This window comes from Sporolactobacillus laevolacticus DSM 442, assembly GCF_000497245.1.
In the GTDB taxonomy this organism is placed as follows: Bacteria; Bacillota; Bacilli; order Bacillales; family Sporolactobacillaceae; genus Sporolactobacillus; species Sporolactobacillus laevolacticus.
In genome coordinates this window covers 142685-160555 of sequence record NZ_AWTC01000003.1, presented here as the reverse complement: position 1 = coordinate 160555, position 17871 = coordinate 142685, and the positions used below count along the sequence as shown (strand labels likewise).

General features: G+C 43.3%; 13 protein-coding genes and 1 pseudogene. 4 read left to right on the top strand and 10 right to left on the bottom strand.

The genetic code is table 11. The features are described 5' to 3' along the window. Positions 1-389 precede the first annotated feature (389 nt). Both P343_RS23595 and P343_RS23590 read left to right on the top strand, forming a co-directional pair. Positions 390-2303, top strand: a complete 1914-nt coding sequence (locus P343_RS23595; RefSeq protein WP_023509209.1) for a S53 family peptidase — start codon at positions 390-392, stop codon at positions 2301-2303. A gap of 307 nt (positions 2304-2610) precedes the next feature. Next, positions 2611-3459 carry an alpha/beta fold hydrolase gene (locus P343_RS23590; protein ID WP_023509207.1) on the top strand — a complete coding sequence of 283 codons (849 nt, stop codon included), beginning with the start codon at positions 2611-2613 and terminating at the stop codon, positions 3457-3459. A gap of 121 nt (positions 3460-3580) precedes the next feature. Here P343_RS23590 and asnB read toward each other — a convergent pair whose 3' ends face one another. Continuing rightward, complete coding sequence (gene asnB, locus P343_RS23585; RefSeq protein WP_023509206.1) at positions 3581-5431, bottom strand: asparagine synthase (glutamine-hydrolyzing); 1851 nt, start codon at positions 5429-5431, stop codon at positions 3581-3583. Positions 5432-5655: 224 nt separating this feature from the next. Here asnB and P343_RS23580 point away from each other — a divergent pair, with 224 nt between their 5' ends. Beyond that, positions 5656-6252, top strand: a complete 597-nt coding sequence (locus tag P343_RS23580; protein ID WP_023509205.1) for a lysozyme family protein — start codon at positions 5656-5658, stop codon at positions 6250-6252. A 67-nt stretch (positions 6253-6319) separates the two neighbouring features. Here P343_RS23580 and abc-f read toward each other — a convergent pair whose 3' ends face one another. From abc-f to P343_RS23570, 3 genes are all read right to left on the bottom strand, one after another. After that, positions 6320-7939 (bottom strand): ribosomal protection-like ABC-F family protein, encoded by a 1620-nt coding sequence (abc-f, locus tag P343_RS23575; protein ID WP_023509204.1) that lies wholly within the window; start codon positions 7937-7939, stop codon positions 6320-6322. Positions 7940-8063: 124 nt separating this feature from the next. Then, positions 8064-8189, bottom strand: a complete 126-nt coding sequence (locus tag P343_RS37740; protein WP_353958604.1) for an RAxF-45 family protein — start codon at positions 8187-8189, stop codon at positions 8064-8066. An 80-nt stretch (positions 8190-8269) separates the two neighbouring features. Further along, the gene (locus tag P343_RS23570; protein WP_023509203.1) at positions 8270-9127 is read right to left on the bottom strand and encodes a YitT family protein; all 858 of its coding nucleotides are present in this window, start codon (positions 9125-9127) and stop codon (positions 8270-8272) included. Between the two features lie 239 nt (positions 9128-9366). On the opposite strand from P343_RS23570, the gene P343_RS23565 reads away from it, so the two are divergent. Then, on the top strand, positions 9367-9936 hold the full coding sequence (locus P343_RS23565; RefSeq protein ID WP_023509202.1) for a hypothetical protein: 570 nt from the start codon (positions 9367-9369) through the stop codon (positions 9934-9936). Between the two features lie 145 nt (positions 9937-10081). Here the strand turns inward: P343_RS23565 and P343_RS37055 are convergent, their stop codons facing one another. The 6 genes and pseudogenes from P343_RS37055 to P343_RS23540 form a co-directional block, all read right to left on the bottom strand. Further along, positions 10082-10231: a hypothetical protein gene (locus tag P343_RS37055; protein WP_023509201.1), complete on the bottom strand. Its 150-nt coding sequence runs from the start codon at positions 10229-10231 to the stop codon at positions 10082-10084. 89 nt (positions 10232-10320) lie between these two features. Further along, on the bottom strand, positions 10321-10785 hold the full coding sequence (locus tag P343_RS23560) for a hypothetical protein (protein ID WP_023509200.1): 465 nt from the start codon (positions 10783-10785) through the stop codon (positions 10321-10323). Between the two features lie 2 nt (positions 10786-10787). Beyond that, on the bottom strand, positions 10788-11411 hold the full coding sequence (locus P343_RS23555) for a TetR/AcrR family transcriptional regulator (RefSeq protein ID WP_023509199.1): 624 nt from the start codon (positions 11409-11411) through the stop codon (positions 10788-10790). 176 nt (positions 11412-11587) lie between these two features. Continuing rightward, positions 11588-15148, bottom strand: a pseudogene (gene nifJ, locus P343_RS23550) (pyruvate:ferredoxin (flavodoxin) oxidoreductase); the annotation flags it as partial. A 421-nt stretch (positions 15149-15569) separates the two neighbouring features. Next, entirely contained in the window at positions 15570-16736 is a 1167-nt protein-coding gene (locus tag P343_RS23545; RefSeq protein WP_023509197.1) for an ABC transporter permease, read from the bottom strand. Then, the gene (locus tag P343_RS23540; protein ID WP_023509196.1) at positions 16723-17865 is read right to left on the bottom strand and encodes an ABC transporter permease; all 1143 of its coding nucleotides are present in this window, start codon (positions 17863-17865) and stop codon (positions 16723-16725) included. The genes P343_RS23545 and P343_RS23540 overlap by 14 nt, the downstream gene beginning before the upstream one ends. Between the last annotated feature and the right edge of the window lie 6 nt (positions 17866-17871).

The window sequence follows — 17871 nt, the reverse complement described above, 5'->3', positions numbered from 1 at the left end:
TCTAGACATTTGAACGAATTTTTTGTCATCAATTATTACATATCGTGTAATTAAATTTCACAGATAGGTTTCTGATCCTCACGAATGTTTGACAAGTCTCCTCTTACTTTACCAACCAGGGGTCTTATGAACTATTTTTTTCACTGTACTCCTAGTTTATAGTCGAATTCAAATCAAATTCTATCAAATTTCAGTGACCTTTGACCTATATCAAATAGGTAATACTTCCTGATTTTCTCAAAATCAGTCATTTATTGTCGAAACAATTCGACTTTTTCCGCTTAAACTATGAATCTTTCTGGGTTATGATAGTTTTGTTTCTTATTTTCAGAGAGAAAAGGGAGCATCTTTTCATAGTACTAGATATTTAAATTAGGGAGGATTCGCGTATGATGAAAAAATGGAGCAGGCTATTCACCGCTGCAGCTTTAGCGTTACTGCTTATTTTTGCTTCACTTCCGGCATTTGCCGCAACCAACAGTGCGGATAAGCAGCCAACAACGGTCAGCCAAGGTACTGGTCGTGCAGTTCTTGATAATGCCGATTATTTCGGTGATCTACCAGACAACACACCGGTGTCTGTCGACATTGTCTTGAAAGTGAAAGATGAACACTTACTTCAGTCCTATATTGATCGCTCAGTAAATCCAAACAGTGCATTTTACCACAAATATCTGAGTGTCCACGAATTTGGAAGCAATTTTGGCGCTTCTCCTGCGACAATCAGTGCACTGACCCAATACCTCAAAAACTATCATATCAGCACAAAAGTTTACGCGAACCACCTGATTGTTTCAGCAAGCGGAACTGCCGGGGATTTTAACAAAGCGTTCAGCGTAACAATCCAGAAAGCAAAATTCAAAGGCCGCAGCTTTCATGCCGCTAAAAACGGACCAAAACTACCACGTTTCTTAGCAAACAATGTCCTAGCAGTTCTTGGTTTGACAAACTATTCGGAACTAACACCACGCTCAGTCAAACGTCCGCTTACGCTGACACCAAATGCGAGCGGTGGACCGCTCAGTCTCAATCCATCAGATTTAATCAAGCAATACAACGTTGGACCTTTGTACAGTAAAGGTGCAGATGGAACAGGACAAACAATCGGAATCGTCACTTTGGCAGATTTTAATACGGAAGATGCCTACAGCTTCTGGCAGCAAGAAGGTATTGATGTGAAGCCGGACCGGATTCATAAAAAATTGGTTGACGGCGGATCAGATTGGAACGGTTATGAAGAAACTACACTTGACGTAGAACAATCCGGAGCTTTGGCACCAAAATCTGATATTAATGTCTATGTTGGACCAAATACAGATACCGGTTTTGTCAATGCATTTGCCACAGCGATTGATGAAAATACCGCTTCGCAGATTTCGGTTAGCTGGGGCCTAAGTGAAACAGCAATTACTGCTGCGATCAAAGAACAAACAGAAGATCCTGCCTATGCGCAAGTATTTAACCAACTGTTTGAACAAGCAGCAGCTCAGGGCATTTCCATGTTCGCTTCTGCGGGTGATGCCGGCTCTTATGACGCCAGCCGTGACGCAGGAACATATAATTTGGCCGTAGACAATCCTGCAGACAGTCCATATATTACAGCAGCAGGCGGCACTACCCTGCCTTGGTCGTATACAACACGAACAGGTGTTAAACTCAATGTTTCTTCTGAACGCGCTTGGGGCTGGAATTATCTCTATCCATACTTCGATTCGCTCGGGCTGAACACACCTAAAGGTTGGGCTAGTTACTATTTTGTTGGTGGAGGCGGCGGATTCAGCCAGCTATTTGCGACTCCGAATTACCAGAAAGGCGTTTCTGGTGTTAATCAGTATACCGCAGTCCAATTGTGGCAGCCGAGCACAGATTTTGGTTCCGTAACTCCGCTTAGCGACTCAAAAATCGTGACCGGACAAGCAACTGGAAGAAACATGCCGGATGTTTCTCTGAACGCAGATCCATATACCGGCTACAAGGTTTATCTGTCCGATCCTGACACACCGGGCAGCAACGCAGGTTTCATTACACTTGGCGGGACAAGCGTCGTTTCACCACAATTAGCCGGTCTTACTGCTCTCATGAACAGCAGCCAAAACGATCGAATCGGCTTCTGGAACAGCCAAATCTATCGTTTCGCAAAACAAAAGAATTCTCCGTTCCATCCATTGAACACGACAGGTGCAGAGAATACTAATCTCTTTTACACCGGGACAGAAGGAACAATCTATAACCAGGGTACAGGTCTTGGTACGATTGATGTCGCATCATTAGCCGACCACTTCCAAAACCCATTTTCGAAGTGAAAGTAAATAGCTGAGGAGTAATTATTTTTCCATTTTCTCGCTCACATAATCTTAGTATCAAAAAAATCTCGATTAGGTTCGTAAAGTCTAACCTTATCGAAATTTTTTATTTGAAATACGCGCGCTAAATATCTCTTATTCAGCATCTGATATCCTTCTTAATCGTTTAATACTCCTGGATCGTGGATTCCAGGTATCGCTCTTTAATATTGTTGAATATTCATGTCATTCATTTAAAGTGGCCAACGAGTATGCTAGACTCAATACTAAGGTCTGGTAATCACGATGCAGGTTGGGAGGCTTAAATATGTGGTGTGAACGCTATTTAACCATTGGAGATAAAAAAATCAACTATAAAATCAGAGAAGCCGGAGAACTATCATCATTTACTAAATTGCTTTTTATTCACGGGCAAGCTTGGACTGGAGAAGTTTGGACAAGTGTTGCCAAAAGGCTTCATGGTGTTCACATAATAGCACCAGACATGGCTGGACATGGAGAAAGCGATGAATCAGAGGCTACTGATTTTAATTCCCTGTCGAACGACTTACAAAATTTACTCGACCAGATTCATGCAGAAAAGGTTTGGGTTATCGCCCATTCATGGGGCGCAAATCTTGCCTTAAATTTTGCAAACAAGTATCCTGAACACGTCAAAGGCTTGATGCTTGTAGATGCAGGCTATTTCAATTATCAGGAATTGCCGGGAATTAATTGGGAAGCCTTTATAGATTTTGACATACCGGAACCCATGATGGAAAGTGTTGATTCCTATGTTCGTTTTCAAAGTGAAGATACGCCTTACTGGAATGAAGACGTGGAAAAAGCAGTTCGTGATCAGGTAAGAGAAATTGAATGCGGAAAGGTTACTTTAAAGTGTAACTTAAAAACGATGCTCGCTTGTTCTAAAGCGTTATGGGATTTTAACCCCTATAATCATTTGTCCCATCTCCAGTTCCCTGTTTATTTGATACTTGCTAAACCGAACCGGGAGAGCAACGAAATCAGTGAGTTCAAGAATAAATCGCTAACCTATTTTCGAAAATTGGCAGATAAGTGCCATATTGTTACTTTAGAAAACACTTCACATATGGTAATGCTGGAAAGACCGGAAACAACTGCCACGATCATTGAAGAGATGATTGGCAATCAATAATTTTTAAACTGATACTTGACTTAAGGTGTAAAAAAGAGACAAATGAAAGATGTTATGTGATATAAACAACGAGAAACAAGGACCTGAAGGAGATTTTCCTTCAGGTCCTTGTAAAAGTTTATCATCTGTCGACAATATTTACATTGTAAGTCTCCAGCCATTCATTCATCTGCGCCATATGGGCGATCAGCTGAGGTCCGGACATCAGCTGGCCGAACCATGGCGCCTTAAATGAGTCACCTTTTGTGTCAATAAGTGCCTGAAGGTTCTCTTTATCAACCAGTTCGAGCAACGGTGAACTCGGGTTCTCAATCACTTTTTTCAACCAATTTGAGACTGCTTCTGTGTACTTCGGATGGTAGGTCTTCGGATATGGGCTTTTCTTGCGGTACAGTACATCATCAGGCAGATAGCCTTTAAGCGCTGCTCTCAACACACCTTTTTCATGACCATCAAGCATTTTCATCCCCCACGGCACATTCCACATATACTGCACAATACGGTGATCGGCAAATGGCACTCGCACCTCAAGGCTTGCACCCATACTCATGCGATCTTTTCGGTCAAGCAGCGCAGTCATAAACCAGTTCATATTGAGGTAAAACAGTTCGCGGCGCTTCGCGTCAATCTCTGACTCTCCTTCGAGTCTAGGCGTTTCAGCAATCGTTTCATTAAATCGCTGCATTTCATACTCTTTCAGATTCAGCCGACTGCTCCATTTGTCATTCAGCAAATCCTGGCGGGCGTCAATTGAGCGCATCCAAGGGAAGCCTTCTTTCGCCGAGGTTTCTGGGCTGTGGAACCACGGATAGCCGCCAAAGATCTCATCTGCACATTCCCCGGAGAGTGCTACTGTGAATTCCTTTCTGATGCCTTCACATAGCCAGAGCAGTGAGGAGTCGACATCTGCATAACCGGGCATATCACGAACAATAATCGCTTTTTTGAGATAAGAAACCAGTTGTTCATTATCAATCACTAGATTGTGATGCACAGTTCCAAGATACTTCGAGACCTCCTCAATAAAAGGGGCATCGCTGTTCGGCTGAAACTTGCTCGTGTGAAAATACTGATCGTTTCCCACATAGTCAATCGAAAAAGTGTGCAGAGGCGGACGTTGTTGTTCCTTAAAATACTCCGCGGCGATTGCTGAAATCCCGCTTGAGTCTAACCCGCCTGATAAGAATGTAGCGACTGGGACATCAGCATAGAGCTGGCGCTGAACCGCATCGGTAACGAGATCACGTAAATGAGCGATTGTCTCTGTGAGACTATCCTTATGTTCTTCACTCCTCACATTCCAATAACGCCAAATTTTCAAGCCATCTTTGGTATAGGTAAATGCGTGCGCCGGACGCAGATCATGAATGCCGAGGTAGACACCATGACCAGGCGTTCTGGAAGGACCCAGACCAAACACTTCATAAAGGCCTTCACGGTTAATCTCCGGACGTACATCAGGGTGTGCCAAGATCGCCTTTAGTTCCGAACCGAATAATAAGCGGCCACCAGATTCGGAATAGAAGAATGGTTTCACACCCAGCCTATCTCTGGCACCAAACAATGTTTCTTTTTCGGCATCCCATATGGCAAATGCGAAAATTCCGTTAAAATGATCGACACAATTTTCACGCCACTCAATATAAGCCGTAAGCAGCACTTCGGTATCGGAATGCCCCCGAAAGGTGTATCCCTTTTTTAATAAGTCCGCACGTATTTCCTCAGTATTATAAAGCTCACCATTGTAAACGAGCACATACTCGTTATTATTTACGCTTTTTTTCATTGGCTGGCGTCCGCCTTCCGGATCGACAACGACCAGACGCGCATGACCAAGCGCTGCTTTTTCCGATAGCCAAGTATTCAAATCGTCCGGACCACGATGTTCCATTGTTCGGGCCATACGGTCAATGGTTCTTCCTTTACCACGCAAATCCTGACGCCAGTCAATCCAGCCTGTGATTCCGCACATTAAACATGTCATCCTTTCCTATATCATTGGGCATTAGCCTCTCTCCCATCTTATGCAGGATGGGTGGGCACGTGAGAAATGCTGCCATCTTTGGTTCAAAACAGGTAAACGAGGATATTTCCAGAAGAGAAATCCATTGGTTTATTTTTCGTTAGACGGTCGAAAAGCACATCTTTTTTTTGAAAGTTATAGATAAAGAGTTTGAAAAGGCTGAGGGATGACAGATGCGCAAAATTTTCACATTAATTGTTTCCTCTCTCCTGCTCATCGGAGTCTCCTTCGTATTCCTGTATATCATTTCAAGCATGTATAGTCCTCAAGCGGATCATGTGCCGCTTCTTAACGACAAACGTGTCATCAGTCCGGAAGTTGAAAATTATCGCCCGATCATTGCGAAATACGCCAAGGCGAACGGCATTGCGCAGTACACTGATCTGATTATGGCGATCGCAATGCAGGAATCGAAAGGAAGGGCTCTTGATGTCATGCAGGCTTCAGAGAGTCAGGGGCTGCCAAAAGATACAATCACCAAACCGGAAACAAGCATTCGGGTGGGCACACAGTATTTTAAAAAAGCATTAAGAAAAGCAGACGGAGATGTTTCTCTAGCGATCCAAAGCTACAATTTCGGGCTTGGATTCTCCGACTATGTGAAAACGCACGGAGGCAAATACACACCGCAACTTGCCCAGCAATTTTCCAAGGAAAAGGCGAAAGAACTGAAATGGGAAAGCTACGGAGATCCGGACTATGTGAATCATGTCATGCGTTACTATACGAATGAAAAGCAAAAACGCGAAATGGCTAAGAAAAATAATTAACGTGAGCAACCAGCAAGTATAAAACCTCGGGATGAACTTCACCCCGAGGTTTCTATTTAAGCATGAATCAATGTATGCGATGTGACGATTCTGAGAAGTGTTCCTCACGTCTCAATTGTCCGCCCTGCAGCCAATAAATTTTAGTGAAACATTTCGTCAAAAGATACCGGTCATGGCTAACTGCCAGAACAGTCCCCTCAAAACGATTAACTGCTTCTTCTAACACTTCTCTTGATTCGATATCCAAATGGTTTGTCGGCTCATCAAGGACCAGAACATTGATCTTTTTCATCATCAAATCAGCAAGTCTAATGCGAACACGCTCCCCTCCGCTCAACGAACCCACTTTTCGAAACACGTCGGACCCATAAAACATGAACTTCGCTAGTTCATGCCTTGCCTCACCTTCTGTTAAGCGTGCATGTTCACGGAATACATCAATGACTCGGCGATCCCTTTCTGATTCTTGCTCGAAAACATGCTGAGAAAGCAGTCCTATATTAAGATTGGTCCCATGCCGAATCTCGCCGACATCCGGTTTCAGATCTCCGAGCAAACATTTCAGCAATGTGGTTTTACCAGCGCCGTTTGGACCGGCAATTGCGATCCGATCACGATAGCGGACATCAAGATTAACCTTCTCAAACAACGAGATACCATCAAAACTAACGGAGAGATCTGTGCAGCTGAGCACACGGTCACCTGTTCGGCTGCTACGGGCGAATTCTAGAGCCATACGATCCGTTTCCATTTTCGGTCGTTTCAGACGTTCAATTCGATCAAGCGCTTTTTCCATGCTTTTCGCTCGCCTGTGCAGTCCTGCATTCGGCGGATTTGCCTGATTTGCCCATTCTTTCAGCCGTTTGATGGTCTCTTTCATTTTCTTAATTTTTTTCTGCTGATCTTCGTATGCGGCGAATTCTAGAATCAGCCGTTCTTGCTTCTCTTTCACATAGGTGGAATAGTTGCCGATGTAGCAAATGATCTCTCCATCTTCCAAATCCAAAACTTTGTCTACCGTCCGGTCAAGAAAAAAGCGGTCGTGGGACACAAGAAGAATTGTGCCACGATATTGGCGGATAAATTGTTCAAGCCATTCGAGAGCGAGTATATCCAAATGGTTCGTCGGTTCATCAAGCAAGAGCAGATCCGGCTCAGACAGCAATTGCAAGGCAAGACCGACTTTCGTCCGCTCCCCACCGCTCAGTGAGGAAAAAGGGCGTGACAACAAAGGCTTGATCTCCAGCCCCTCAGCGACCTGATCTATTCGGAACTCCATCTCATAGCCGCCTAATTTTTGAAACTCATCCTGTATTTGTGCATAACGCGCCAGCATTTTTTCAAGCGTATCTGCGCCTGCTGTAGCGAATGCTGCTTCCATCTGTTTCATTTTTTTCTCAATCGCCATGCATTCTGAAAAGGCCGTCATCAATACCTCTCGCACCGTTCGCCCATGCCCATCAGGGAGCTGGCGCAAATAACCGACGGATGCACCGTTCTTGATCGCAATCGCACCTTGATCGGGGGTATCTAACCGCGCAATCAGATTGAATAGTGTGGTCTTACCGCTTCCGTTGAACCCTACGATCGCTACTTTCTCATTTTCCATCACCGAGAAACTGACATCGTGCAGGATTTCATTTCCGGCTATATTTTTTTGTATATGATCGGCTTGGCAAATCATCATGTTCCATCACTTCCTTATTTTTTGTGCACAAAAAAACCACAGGCGCAAAGACACCCGTGGTTCGTTTTCCTATTGTACTAGGGTTTAAACCCTAAACCTTTTTGTTTCAACGTGTGGGCCCGCGTCAGTTCACAAAGCTATGCTGTTTTTCGAAAAAAGGGCAGACTGATCCCTTTAAGAAAAAGACAGCAAAAATCGCGCGAACTGTATAGAGAAAAGACTCTAATTGAGCGCGACACTTCGTAAACATAGACAATTGACCCACCTCCTTCGCATGCTTTAGGTAAAGTTTAGCAGAATTCTGTGAAAAGAACAATGACACAAAAGCCCTTATTCCTTTTTTCTTAGAAATAGTCCAAAGACATCTGTCGTTTCCACAATATTGGTAAAGGCTCCTGGATCGACCTCTTTGATAATCTGTTTTAATCGATAAAGTTCATACCGCGTTAAAACAATCATAAGTAAGTCTTTATCCTTGTTCGTATATCCGCCTTTTGCCGGAATCTTGGTGATCCCTCGATACATCTGAACGGAAATCGCCTGTTGGAGTTCATTCGCTTTATTCGTCACAACCCAAGCTGTCAACTTAACATAGCTTGTGTGAATGGCGTCAACCACCCGGATGCTAACGTAAAGCTGCAGCAACGTGTATAATGCGCGGCGCCATCCAAATAAGAAGCCGGCCGAAAGAATGATTCCACCATTTAGTGCGAACATGTAAAAACCAATCGGGCGATCTTTGACGCGGGTCAGAATCATGGCGATGATATCCATCCCGCCGCAGGATGCGCCAAATTTCAATGTAATTCCAGATCCGATCGCCTGAACGACACCACCGAAGACTGCGTTAAGAAGGATATCGTTCGTAAGCGGATGAAGTGGAATGATCGCCATAAAAAATGTTGTCAGGGCAACACTGATCGAACTATATAAGGTGAAACGGCGACCGACCTTGATCCAGCCTGCATAAGCGACTGGAATATTCAATAATAACAGCAGCAAACCTGTGCTGACATGGAAGGAGGTCGGTTCCAGCATTGCGGAAATCAGCTGAGCGATACCTGTGATCCCGCCGGCAAGCACCTTGGCGGGAATTAAGAACAGGTTAAGCGAAGCCGCGGTTAGCAATGCGCCGATTATGACAATGACTAATACTTTTGTTTCCTGATATATCGATATTCCTTTCATCTCAAAACCCTCTCAATTCTGCATAATCGTAATTATCCTCTTCTATTCCCATTCGCCAAACAACACGCGTTCTCATCGATTTCCAATTCGTAACGTACGGTTTCAGTGGCGTGGAATGACCACTTTTCTCACATTATTTACAAGTTACCATACAGTCAGCCATTGCTCAAACACTTTTTTTGGATAATCTTTACTAAACTAACGCATGCTAATAAAAATACTTTATTGGAGGATGACCTATGAAACTGTTACGCATTTTGATCATTCCATCATTGATTCTGCTTTACATCGGCCCTCAAAGTAGTTACGCGGCCGACTTGGAAAATCATACACATGCACATCATCACGGCATGGCTCAACGTGAGGCGCATAGGCAATGGTTAATCCATATTGTTGATCAATACGCACCGGCCGAGTTAGCCAATCAGATGAAAAAAGATATGACCACACATCAACGATTAGTCACCGAATGGCGTGAAACGGCAGACTTCCAGAAAAAAAAGCAGACATATCAGCAAAAGCATCAAGAATTTCATAAAAAAACCTCCGAACAGATTCGTGCGATTAGAAAGCAAGTGGAGCTTGGCAAACTCTCCCCAATCGAGGGACATCAGAAAATAGCTGGGCTGTTTGCCAAAAAAGACAAGTTTCACCATCACGAAACAATGAGGCAATTGAAAACAGCAATCCGAGATAATGACCGGAACGCAATTGTCAGCGCGTTGGAACAAATCGATAAGCATATACAGGCTTCTAACCAGCGGCTGTCTAAGAAACTAGGGAAAAACCAAAAGCAGCTGAATAGATAAGCGAAAAACTGCCTTGAGCATTCCTAATGCCCAAAGCAGTTTTTTTTGTTGGCTTTGGTTAAACTTGCTTGTTGGAATTTTCGCTCCAATCAACAGAGTAGAAAAAATCAACATTAAGCTTTAACGTAACCTTTTGTTTATGTGATTATTCCGTTTCTACAGCCTCAACAGCCGTTACTTTCTTACGTGTCAGTTTCGCGCGAAAATTCATTAAGGCTTCATAACAATCGGCACGATCAGCAAGGTCAGGATTGGGGAACTGGTGATCCCCCAGCTGACTGAAGGAATCGTTCATCTGCTCGGTTACACCTAATCACCCATGGTTCATGAAGCGACGAAAAATGAATAGAAAATGATCGATCTGTAAAAAAATGAAACGAGACTTCACAGCAATGCATAATGCTTTCTTACAGAAGGCAAGAAGCTGGCCACTTGAATGGCGAGCCCAATAAAAATATAAACGACATGAATCAATGCAATGTCATGAATCAGGTACATTTGGACAGTAATCCAAATGATTAGAATAAATCCGATATATAATGAATGGCTCCATGCCCAAAACGCATCTTTATCAAAATTTAACCATTCAGCAAAATGTACTGGTTTTTCATAGATTAATGAAAAAACGATCAACACCGGATAGACCCCTAAAACGAGAAAGAGAATCAAACCTGGAAACAAAAACGAATGAAACGGACTATCGTTCAAAATGTCTACCGGCATGTGCAAGAGTGTACCATCGGGCGATAAGACCAAAGCCCCTCCGCCGAAAAGCGCGCCAATTCCGAGAATGAATTGCAGAGTAATCAACGCATAGCAGGAAAAAGTCTTTCCATTGTTCTTTTTCATCTTCATTCCTCCGAGTTTTGTCGTTCTATCTGACCGGTTTCAAGATTTTGAAACAAATAATCAGCACTTGTCATCATAAGATGAGCAACTTCAGCTCTGTCAGCATCCGTTTCACAATGTGCATACTGTATGCTTAGCATAATCTGCTCATTATTAAAAAGCACCGCAATCACATGTTTATCACATGCCCTGATTTTTTGTTTTTGCTCCATTATGCTTAGCACCGATTCATAGTACGACACATTTTTTTCGATCAACTCATTCATAAAAATCTGCTTTGCTTCTTCGTTATAGAAGTGTTCGGAAAAAATGATTCGAGCCATTTGCGTCCAGCTTTTATCGATTCTTTTTCCGTAAGAAATGATCAATGACTTGAACAGTTCTGCAGCATCCATTTGGTTTAGCATTTGTTCTACTTCCTGGAACGGTGGCCTTGAAAAAGCTAGTGTTTTGACAAACGTTTCACAGATGTCATCCATAATCGCTTTTTTCCCAGCATAATGATTGTAAATAGAACTCCCTTTGATCCCTACTTTCTTGGCAATATCTCGCATGGAAACGCCATTAAATCCCTTTTTTGAGAAGAGATCTAAAGCGCAGGCAAATATTTTTTCTTTTGTTGACATGAACCTTCTCCTAACGATCGTTCGTTACTCTAAATTTAACTAACGTTAGTTAGTTTGTCAACACGTTATTAAAAAAAAACAGCCTCCTGCTCAAACAGTGGCTGTTTCATTCTTTCATAGTTATGTATTGAACTGCTAGTCGTTGAAAATCAACCATTTGTATCAGATCATCTATTCAACGCTTCAAGATTAGTCCTGATTTTTTCTTCTTGCCCTGATAAGCGGGCGTAGTTAAAAAATCTTTTTTCTGCATCCATTTTTGTTTTGGCAAAAAGGCGCTCAGCCATTTCAGGATTTGCTTTTTTCAAGGCTGAAAAGCGGGTCTGTGTCAACATAAAATCGGCGAATGTATCAAACTGCGGTTTTTTGAAATCAAGTTGCATTGGAAATTCACCATTTTCTTCGCGTTCCGGGTTATAACGGTAAAGCGACCAATAACCCGATTTGACAGCTTCCGTAGCTTCCTTTAGCGAGTTACTCAGTCCGCCACGCAAACCGTGAGAAATACAGGGCGTATAGGCAATGACAATCGACGGACCCGGATAATTTTCCGCTTCCGTCAGCGCTTTGATGGTCTGCATCTTATTCGCTCCTGATGCGATTTGAGCCACATAGACGTTTCCATAATTAATCGCCATCATACCTAGATCTTTCTTCGACGTCCGCTTTCCCCCTGCTGCAAACTGAGCGATTGCTGCAGCCGGTGTTCCTTTTGATGATTGGCCACCTGTATTTGCGTACACTTCATTATCTGCAATCAGAATATTAACATCCGCGCCGCTGGCAATGACATGATCCAGTCCGCCAAAATCAATATCGTATGCCCAACCGTCACCACCGATTATCCATTGGCTTGTTTTAATAAAAAGATCTTTTTCTTTATAAATGTCATCTAATAACGAAACTTGTTCTTTTTCTTGTAGTAATCCGCGCTCTAATTGTTCCGCGCGGACGCGCGTATCCTCGCCATCGTTCATGTGATCAAGCCAAACGCGCATTGATTCCTTCAAATCATCGCTAACATCAGCACTGTTCATTGCTTTCCTAATCTTTCCGGCAAGGTGCGTACGACGGGTATCCAGTGCCATTTTCATGCCGTATCCGTATTCAGCATTATCTTCGAATAATGAATTCGACCATGCCGGACCATACCCCTTATCATTTTTCGTATAAGGGACAACAGGGCTTGAAGCGCCCCAGATTGATGAACAGCCCGTGGCATTTGCAATGATCATGCGGTCGCCAAAAAGTTGTGTCAATAATTTGATATACGGTGTCTCCCCGCAGCCGGAGCAAGCACCTGAGAATTCAAGCAGGGGCTGTTCAAATTGGGATCCTTGGATCGTTGCCTTCTTCACCGGATTGATCTTTGCCTTCAAAGTCATGGCAAAAGCCCAATTCTGCGCCTCATTTTTTTGCGTTTCAGCAGGCTGCATTACCAATGCTTCCCCTGCTTTCGGACATGCCTCAACACAAAGTCCGCAGCCTGTACAGTCCTCAACTGAAACTTGAATACGATAATTCAGTCCGTCTGCTCCTCGCATTGTGCGGACGATAAATCCCTCAGGCGCTTTCTCCATTTCATCGTTATCGGCTAGGAAAGGACGGATCGCAGCATGAGGACAAACAAACGTACATTGATTGCAATTGATACAGAATTTGGCATCCCATTGCGGGACGTTCAGAGCTACATTTCGTTTTTCGAATGCTGAAGTCCCAAGCGGCAATGTGCCATCGGCCATATTTTCCTTCAACAAAGTGCTGACTTTGATCTTATCCCCTTCCTGGCGATTCATCGGTTCCAAGATATTCATGACAAAACCAGGGCGATGTACTGCTGTATTAGCTTTTACAGACTGACCATCTTCTTCTGCATCACGCCAAGATTCAGGAATTTGCACTTCATGCAGCAGCTCAACCGTTTGATTGATCGCGTCCACATTAAGCTGCGCAATAGCCATTGACTTTCGTCCATATGTATCGAGTGCAGATTGGCGCAACCATTCAATAGCTTCATCAAATGGTACAATCTCAGTCAATTTGAAAAAGGCGGTTTGCATGATCGTATTAATCCGTCGACTCAAGCCAATACGTCCGGCAAGGCCGATTGCATTAATCGTATAGAAGCGGATGTTATTTTTAGCTAAATACGCCTTCATGTGTGCCGGTAAATGAACATTCAACTGCCGGTCGTCCCAAATGGTGTTGAGCAGAAACGTGCCGCTAGGCTTGAGGCCCTTTAACAAATTATAGGTGCGCAAGTAAGAAGACGTGTGGCAGGCAATAAAATCTGCATGTTCCACTAAATAGGCGGACTTTATCGGTGTTTCACCAAAACGCAGATGCGAAACAGTTAAGCCGCCTGATTTCTTTGAGTCGTACGAAAAATAACCTTGAACGTTTAAGTTCGTATGATCACCAATTAATTTAATGGACGCCTTATTTGCTCCGACTGTTCCATCGGATCCGAAGCCCCAGAACTTCGCCTGAAAAGTGCCTTTCGGTGTCAGATCAAGACTTGGCAAGATAGGCAAGGACAGATGTGTCACATCATCCTCAATACCAATCGTAAATCGTTTCTTTGGATGGTCGCTATCCATATGCGCAAAAACAGCAAGAATATCCGATGGGGTTACATCTTTTGATCCAAGGCCGTAGCGTCCGCCAATAATTTGCGGGTGTTGATCGCTTTCGTATAGCGCACTCTGTATGTCGAGCAGCAGCGGCTCGCCGGATGCACCTGGTTCCTTAGTTCGGTCCAGCACGGCGATTTTTTCCACTGTCTTCGGCAGCTTTTCCATTAATTTTTCTGCAGGGAAAGGACGGAATAAATGTATAGCGAGAAGACCAACTTTTTCGCCTTTTGCAGAAAGATAATCAACAGCTTGTTCAATCACAGGCGTCACTGATCCCATGGCGATAATTACACGTGTCGCTTCAGAAGATCCGTAATAATTGACCAAGTCATAATTAGTTCCCCTCAGCTGATTGATCTCGTTCATGTAATGGCTAACAATTTCAGGCACGCTGTCATAGTAGCTGTTGATTACTTCGCGCTGCTGGAAAAAAATATCCGGATTCTGGCTTGATCCGGTTGCGGTCGGATGATTCGGGCTGATGCCTCTGTTACGAAAAGCCGCTACTGCATCTTCATTCAAGAGCTCTTTTAGGTCACTGTACTCAATGACATCGATCTTTTGAATCTCATGGCTTGTCCGAAATCCGTCAAAGAAATTAACAAACGGCACTGAAGACTCGACTGTTGCAAGATGCGCAACAGCAGACAGATCCATGACCTCCTGGACACTGCCTTCGGCAAGCATGGCAAAACCAGTTGGCCTAGTCGCCATGACATCAGAATGGTCACCAAAAATGCACAGTGCATTCGAGCTGACGGCACGAGCCGCCACATTAAAAACGGTCGGAAGCAATTCGCCGGCAATCTTGTACATATTCGGAATCATTAATAGCAATCCTTGTGATGATGTATAGGTTCCCGTAAATGTACCTGTTTTCAACGAACCGTGAACGGTACCTGATGCGCCTGCCTCAGACTGAAGCTCGACGACCTTGACCGGACTTCCGAAAATATTTTTTCTTCCTTCAACTGCCCATTCATCAACTTTCTCGGCCATTGGCGAGCTTGGGGTAATCGGATAGATGGCCGCCACTTCGGTAAATGCATACGAAATATACGCTGCCGCAGTGTTTCCATCCATGGTTTTTCTTTTCGTCATCATCTATTCCTCTCCATTAATCACGGATTGCTTCACGTCTCGCACTATTCAAAAGGATTTGTTAACGTTTGCTGTTATTTTTTACAGCATTTTTAGCCGCCACTGCAGATGCCCGCTTGCCGCGGGCGATCAAGGAGCCTCCTCGGACATGACATTTATCTGCGGGGTCTCCCCTGGCTCGCAATCCCGCAGACGTCTCGCTCTCAGGCGTCTGCGTTTTGATAAAAAATCATTAACATAACCATTCAAAAAAGCGATTTACTTATGAAACGTAACCAGCTTATTCTATTTTAGCTTTCTGAATACGGCAGCAAACACGTATGCTGTGATAAAAATCGCACAATTTATAGAAAAAGACTGTCTGCCGGTTACGATCCCGGAGACAGCCTTTGTGCAAATATATTTAATCTGTTTCGTGATTTTACTCATTCATAAGATTTTTTCTTTTTCCGACAACGAGTGACACAGTAATGAATGCAGCACCGAAAGCGAGTAAGAGCGCCATGCTTTGAATAATCGGCGAAAGTTCCGGCCATCCGAATTGTGTCAGTTTTGCGATTCGTGTATTCGCTTGAACATACCAATAGGTCGGTGTAAAACTAGCAATTTTCAGAACCGTATCATTGAGAAATTCTTGAGGCACAAACACGCCGCTAATGAAACATGGCCCAAGCGTGAGCACATTGCATACCGCAGACATCGCATTAAGATTTTTCATTAGATTACCAATCAGATAGCTGAGACTTGTCATGCTGCCGGTAAAGAGAAGAGAATTGATCAAAAAATAAACCATATTCTGTGTTCCAAAACTCTTCGAATCAAGAATAAAACAAAACAATATCAGAATAGCCCATGCTGACAAAGCAAACAAAAGGTTAGCTAAAATCAACTGTCCATTAATGCTCGAAGCACGTAATGGAGAGCAAAAATTCCGCCTTTTTATATCTCTTTTGTTCATCACCACCATCAACGTGGATACGCCCATGATCAATGCCGCGGACAACGTATACGCTAAAAAATTGAAATAGTACATTGAAAAGCTATTTGCCGTTTTTGCCTGTTCATGCGCTTTAATGGTTACCGGCGTGCTGCCGGACAGATTTGTTTTTAGCTGATTCACAAGTTGCTGCTGGCTAATTCCTGGCTCATGTTTTGCATAAATTCGGGCTAAGTTCCAATATTGATCTACACTAAGATCAACATAAGCATTATCAACTGAATTAGGAACAACGGTTTTTTTCATTTGCATCGAACCGCCGCTCAGTACACTCTGAGTAAATCCTTTGGGTATTCTTAAAATATAGGTCACTTTTCTGAAAAAGAGTGCATCCTGCAATTTTTCTGTTTGATCGGGAAGTTTGATTAAAACAGCACTTTTGGATAATTCCTTCTGAAAACCATCAGTTAACGGCGTCTTTTCCTCACTAATAAGCGCCACTTTAGCCTTTTCCTGTGAAAAACCGATGCTTTTTTCAGGGACGCTGTTTGCAGATATCGCAATTGCAATTCCAAGGAAGATGAAGATATATATGGAGACCGCTACCCAATTTTTACGGAATATTTTCAAGCTGAGTTTAAAGACTGGCATATTTTCGCCTCCTGACGATCAGATAAGTGCCCCCGCAGAACAATAAGATGAAAAACACCATCATGGTCATGTTCAGAGTATACCGATGCAACGAGTCGTAATAATACAATGCGTAAAAGGCATCGGTGAGCAGATTGACCGGATTCACCCAGGAAAGAAGCGGCACATATTGAGCAATTATATATTTCATATTGAGAAACATCATCCCTGATAAGAATGATCCAACCATTGAAATCACAAGCAAAATTGCTACTTTCAGCCCTTCTCCTTTTTTCACAAGTGCACTGATAAAAGCGCCAAAAGACACGCCAAGCATGCTTCCTAATAGTGCAGTCAACACGACATAGCCGGTCCGTGGTCCAAAATCAATGGACAATCCAAAATGCAAGTAGGCAAGCAGAACAAGAATTTCCGAGAAAAGAATAAGTAATGCAGCCATGCTTCCGGCTATAAATGCTTTCAACTTATGAACAGGCGCGATATTCACGCGCGCGGCACGTGCTGAAACATCTGCTTGAATATCCGTGACTTCCTTCATTCCCCAAAAGCTGCCGTACAGACAAGCCATTGCGATCAGAGAATAAAAATAGTTGAGCACATTGTTCGGCTTTGCACTTCCTCCCGAAATTTCTTTTACATAGCTTTGTTGTTTACCAAGGTCTGAAAGTAAACCATTTTGCAGAGCCTTTGGATTTTCTTTTGCAATACTTTTGATGGCCGAACTGTCTGTACGGTACTGGTCGGCAAAACGCTTCATGATGCTTTGCTCAAGCCCCGATTCCTGTACGGTCAGTCTGAGTGTCTCTCCATTTGTAAAATATCCTTTGACTTTATTTGTTTTCAGCCAGCTGTCCGCTTCTTTTTGCGTCGATGCGACCTTTAAATTAAATAAGCGTTTTTTCCCCTTGGAGATGTGCTCAATCACAAACTTAAATTGAGCATCATGCTGGTAGGCATGATTATTGACGACTGCGGCATCAATGGGATGAAACGTCTCGTCATTGTTTAAATTGAAAAATGCCATATAAAAAAATGTGCCGAGCAAAATTGGAAAGACGAGTGTCCAGAAAACCAATTGTCGATCACGAATCAGACATTTGAAGCGATACAGAAAAATATGCGCAAACATGCCATT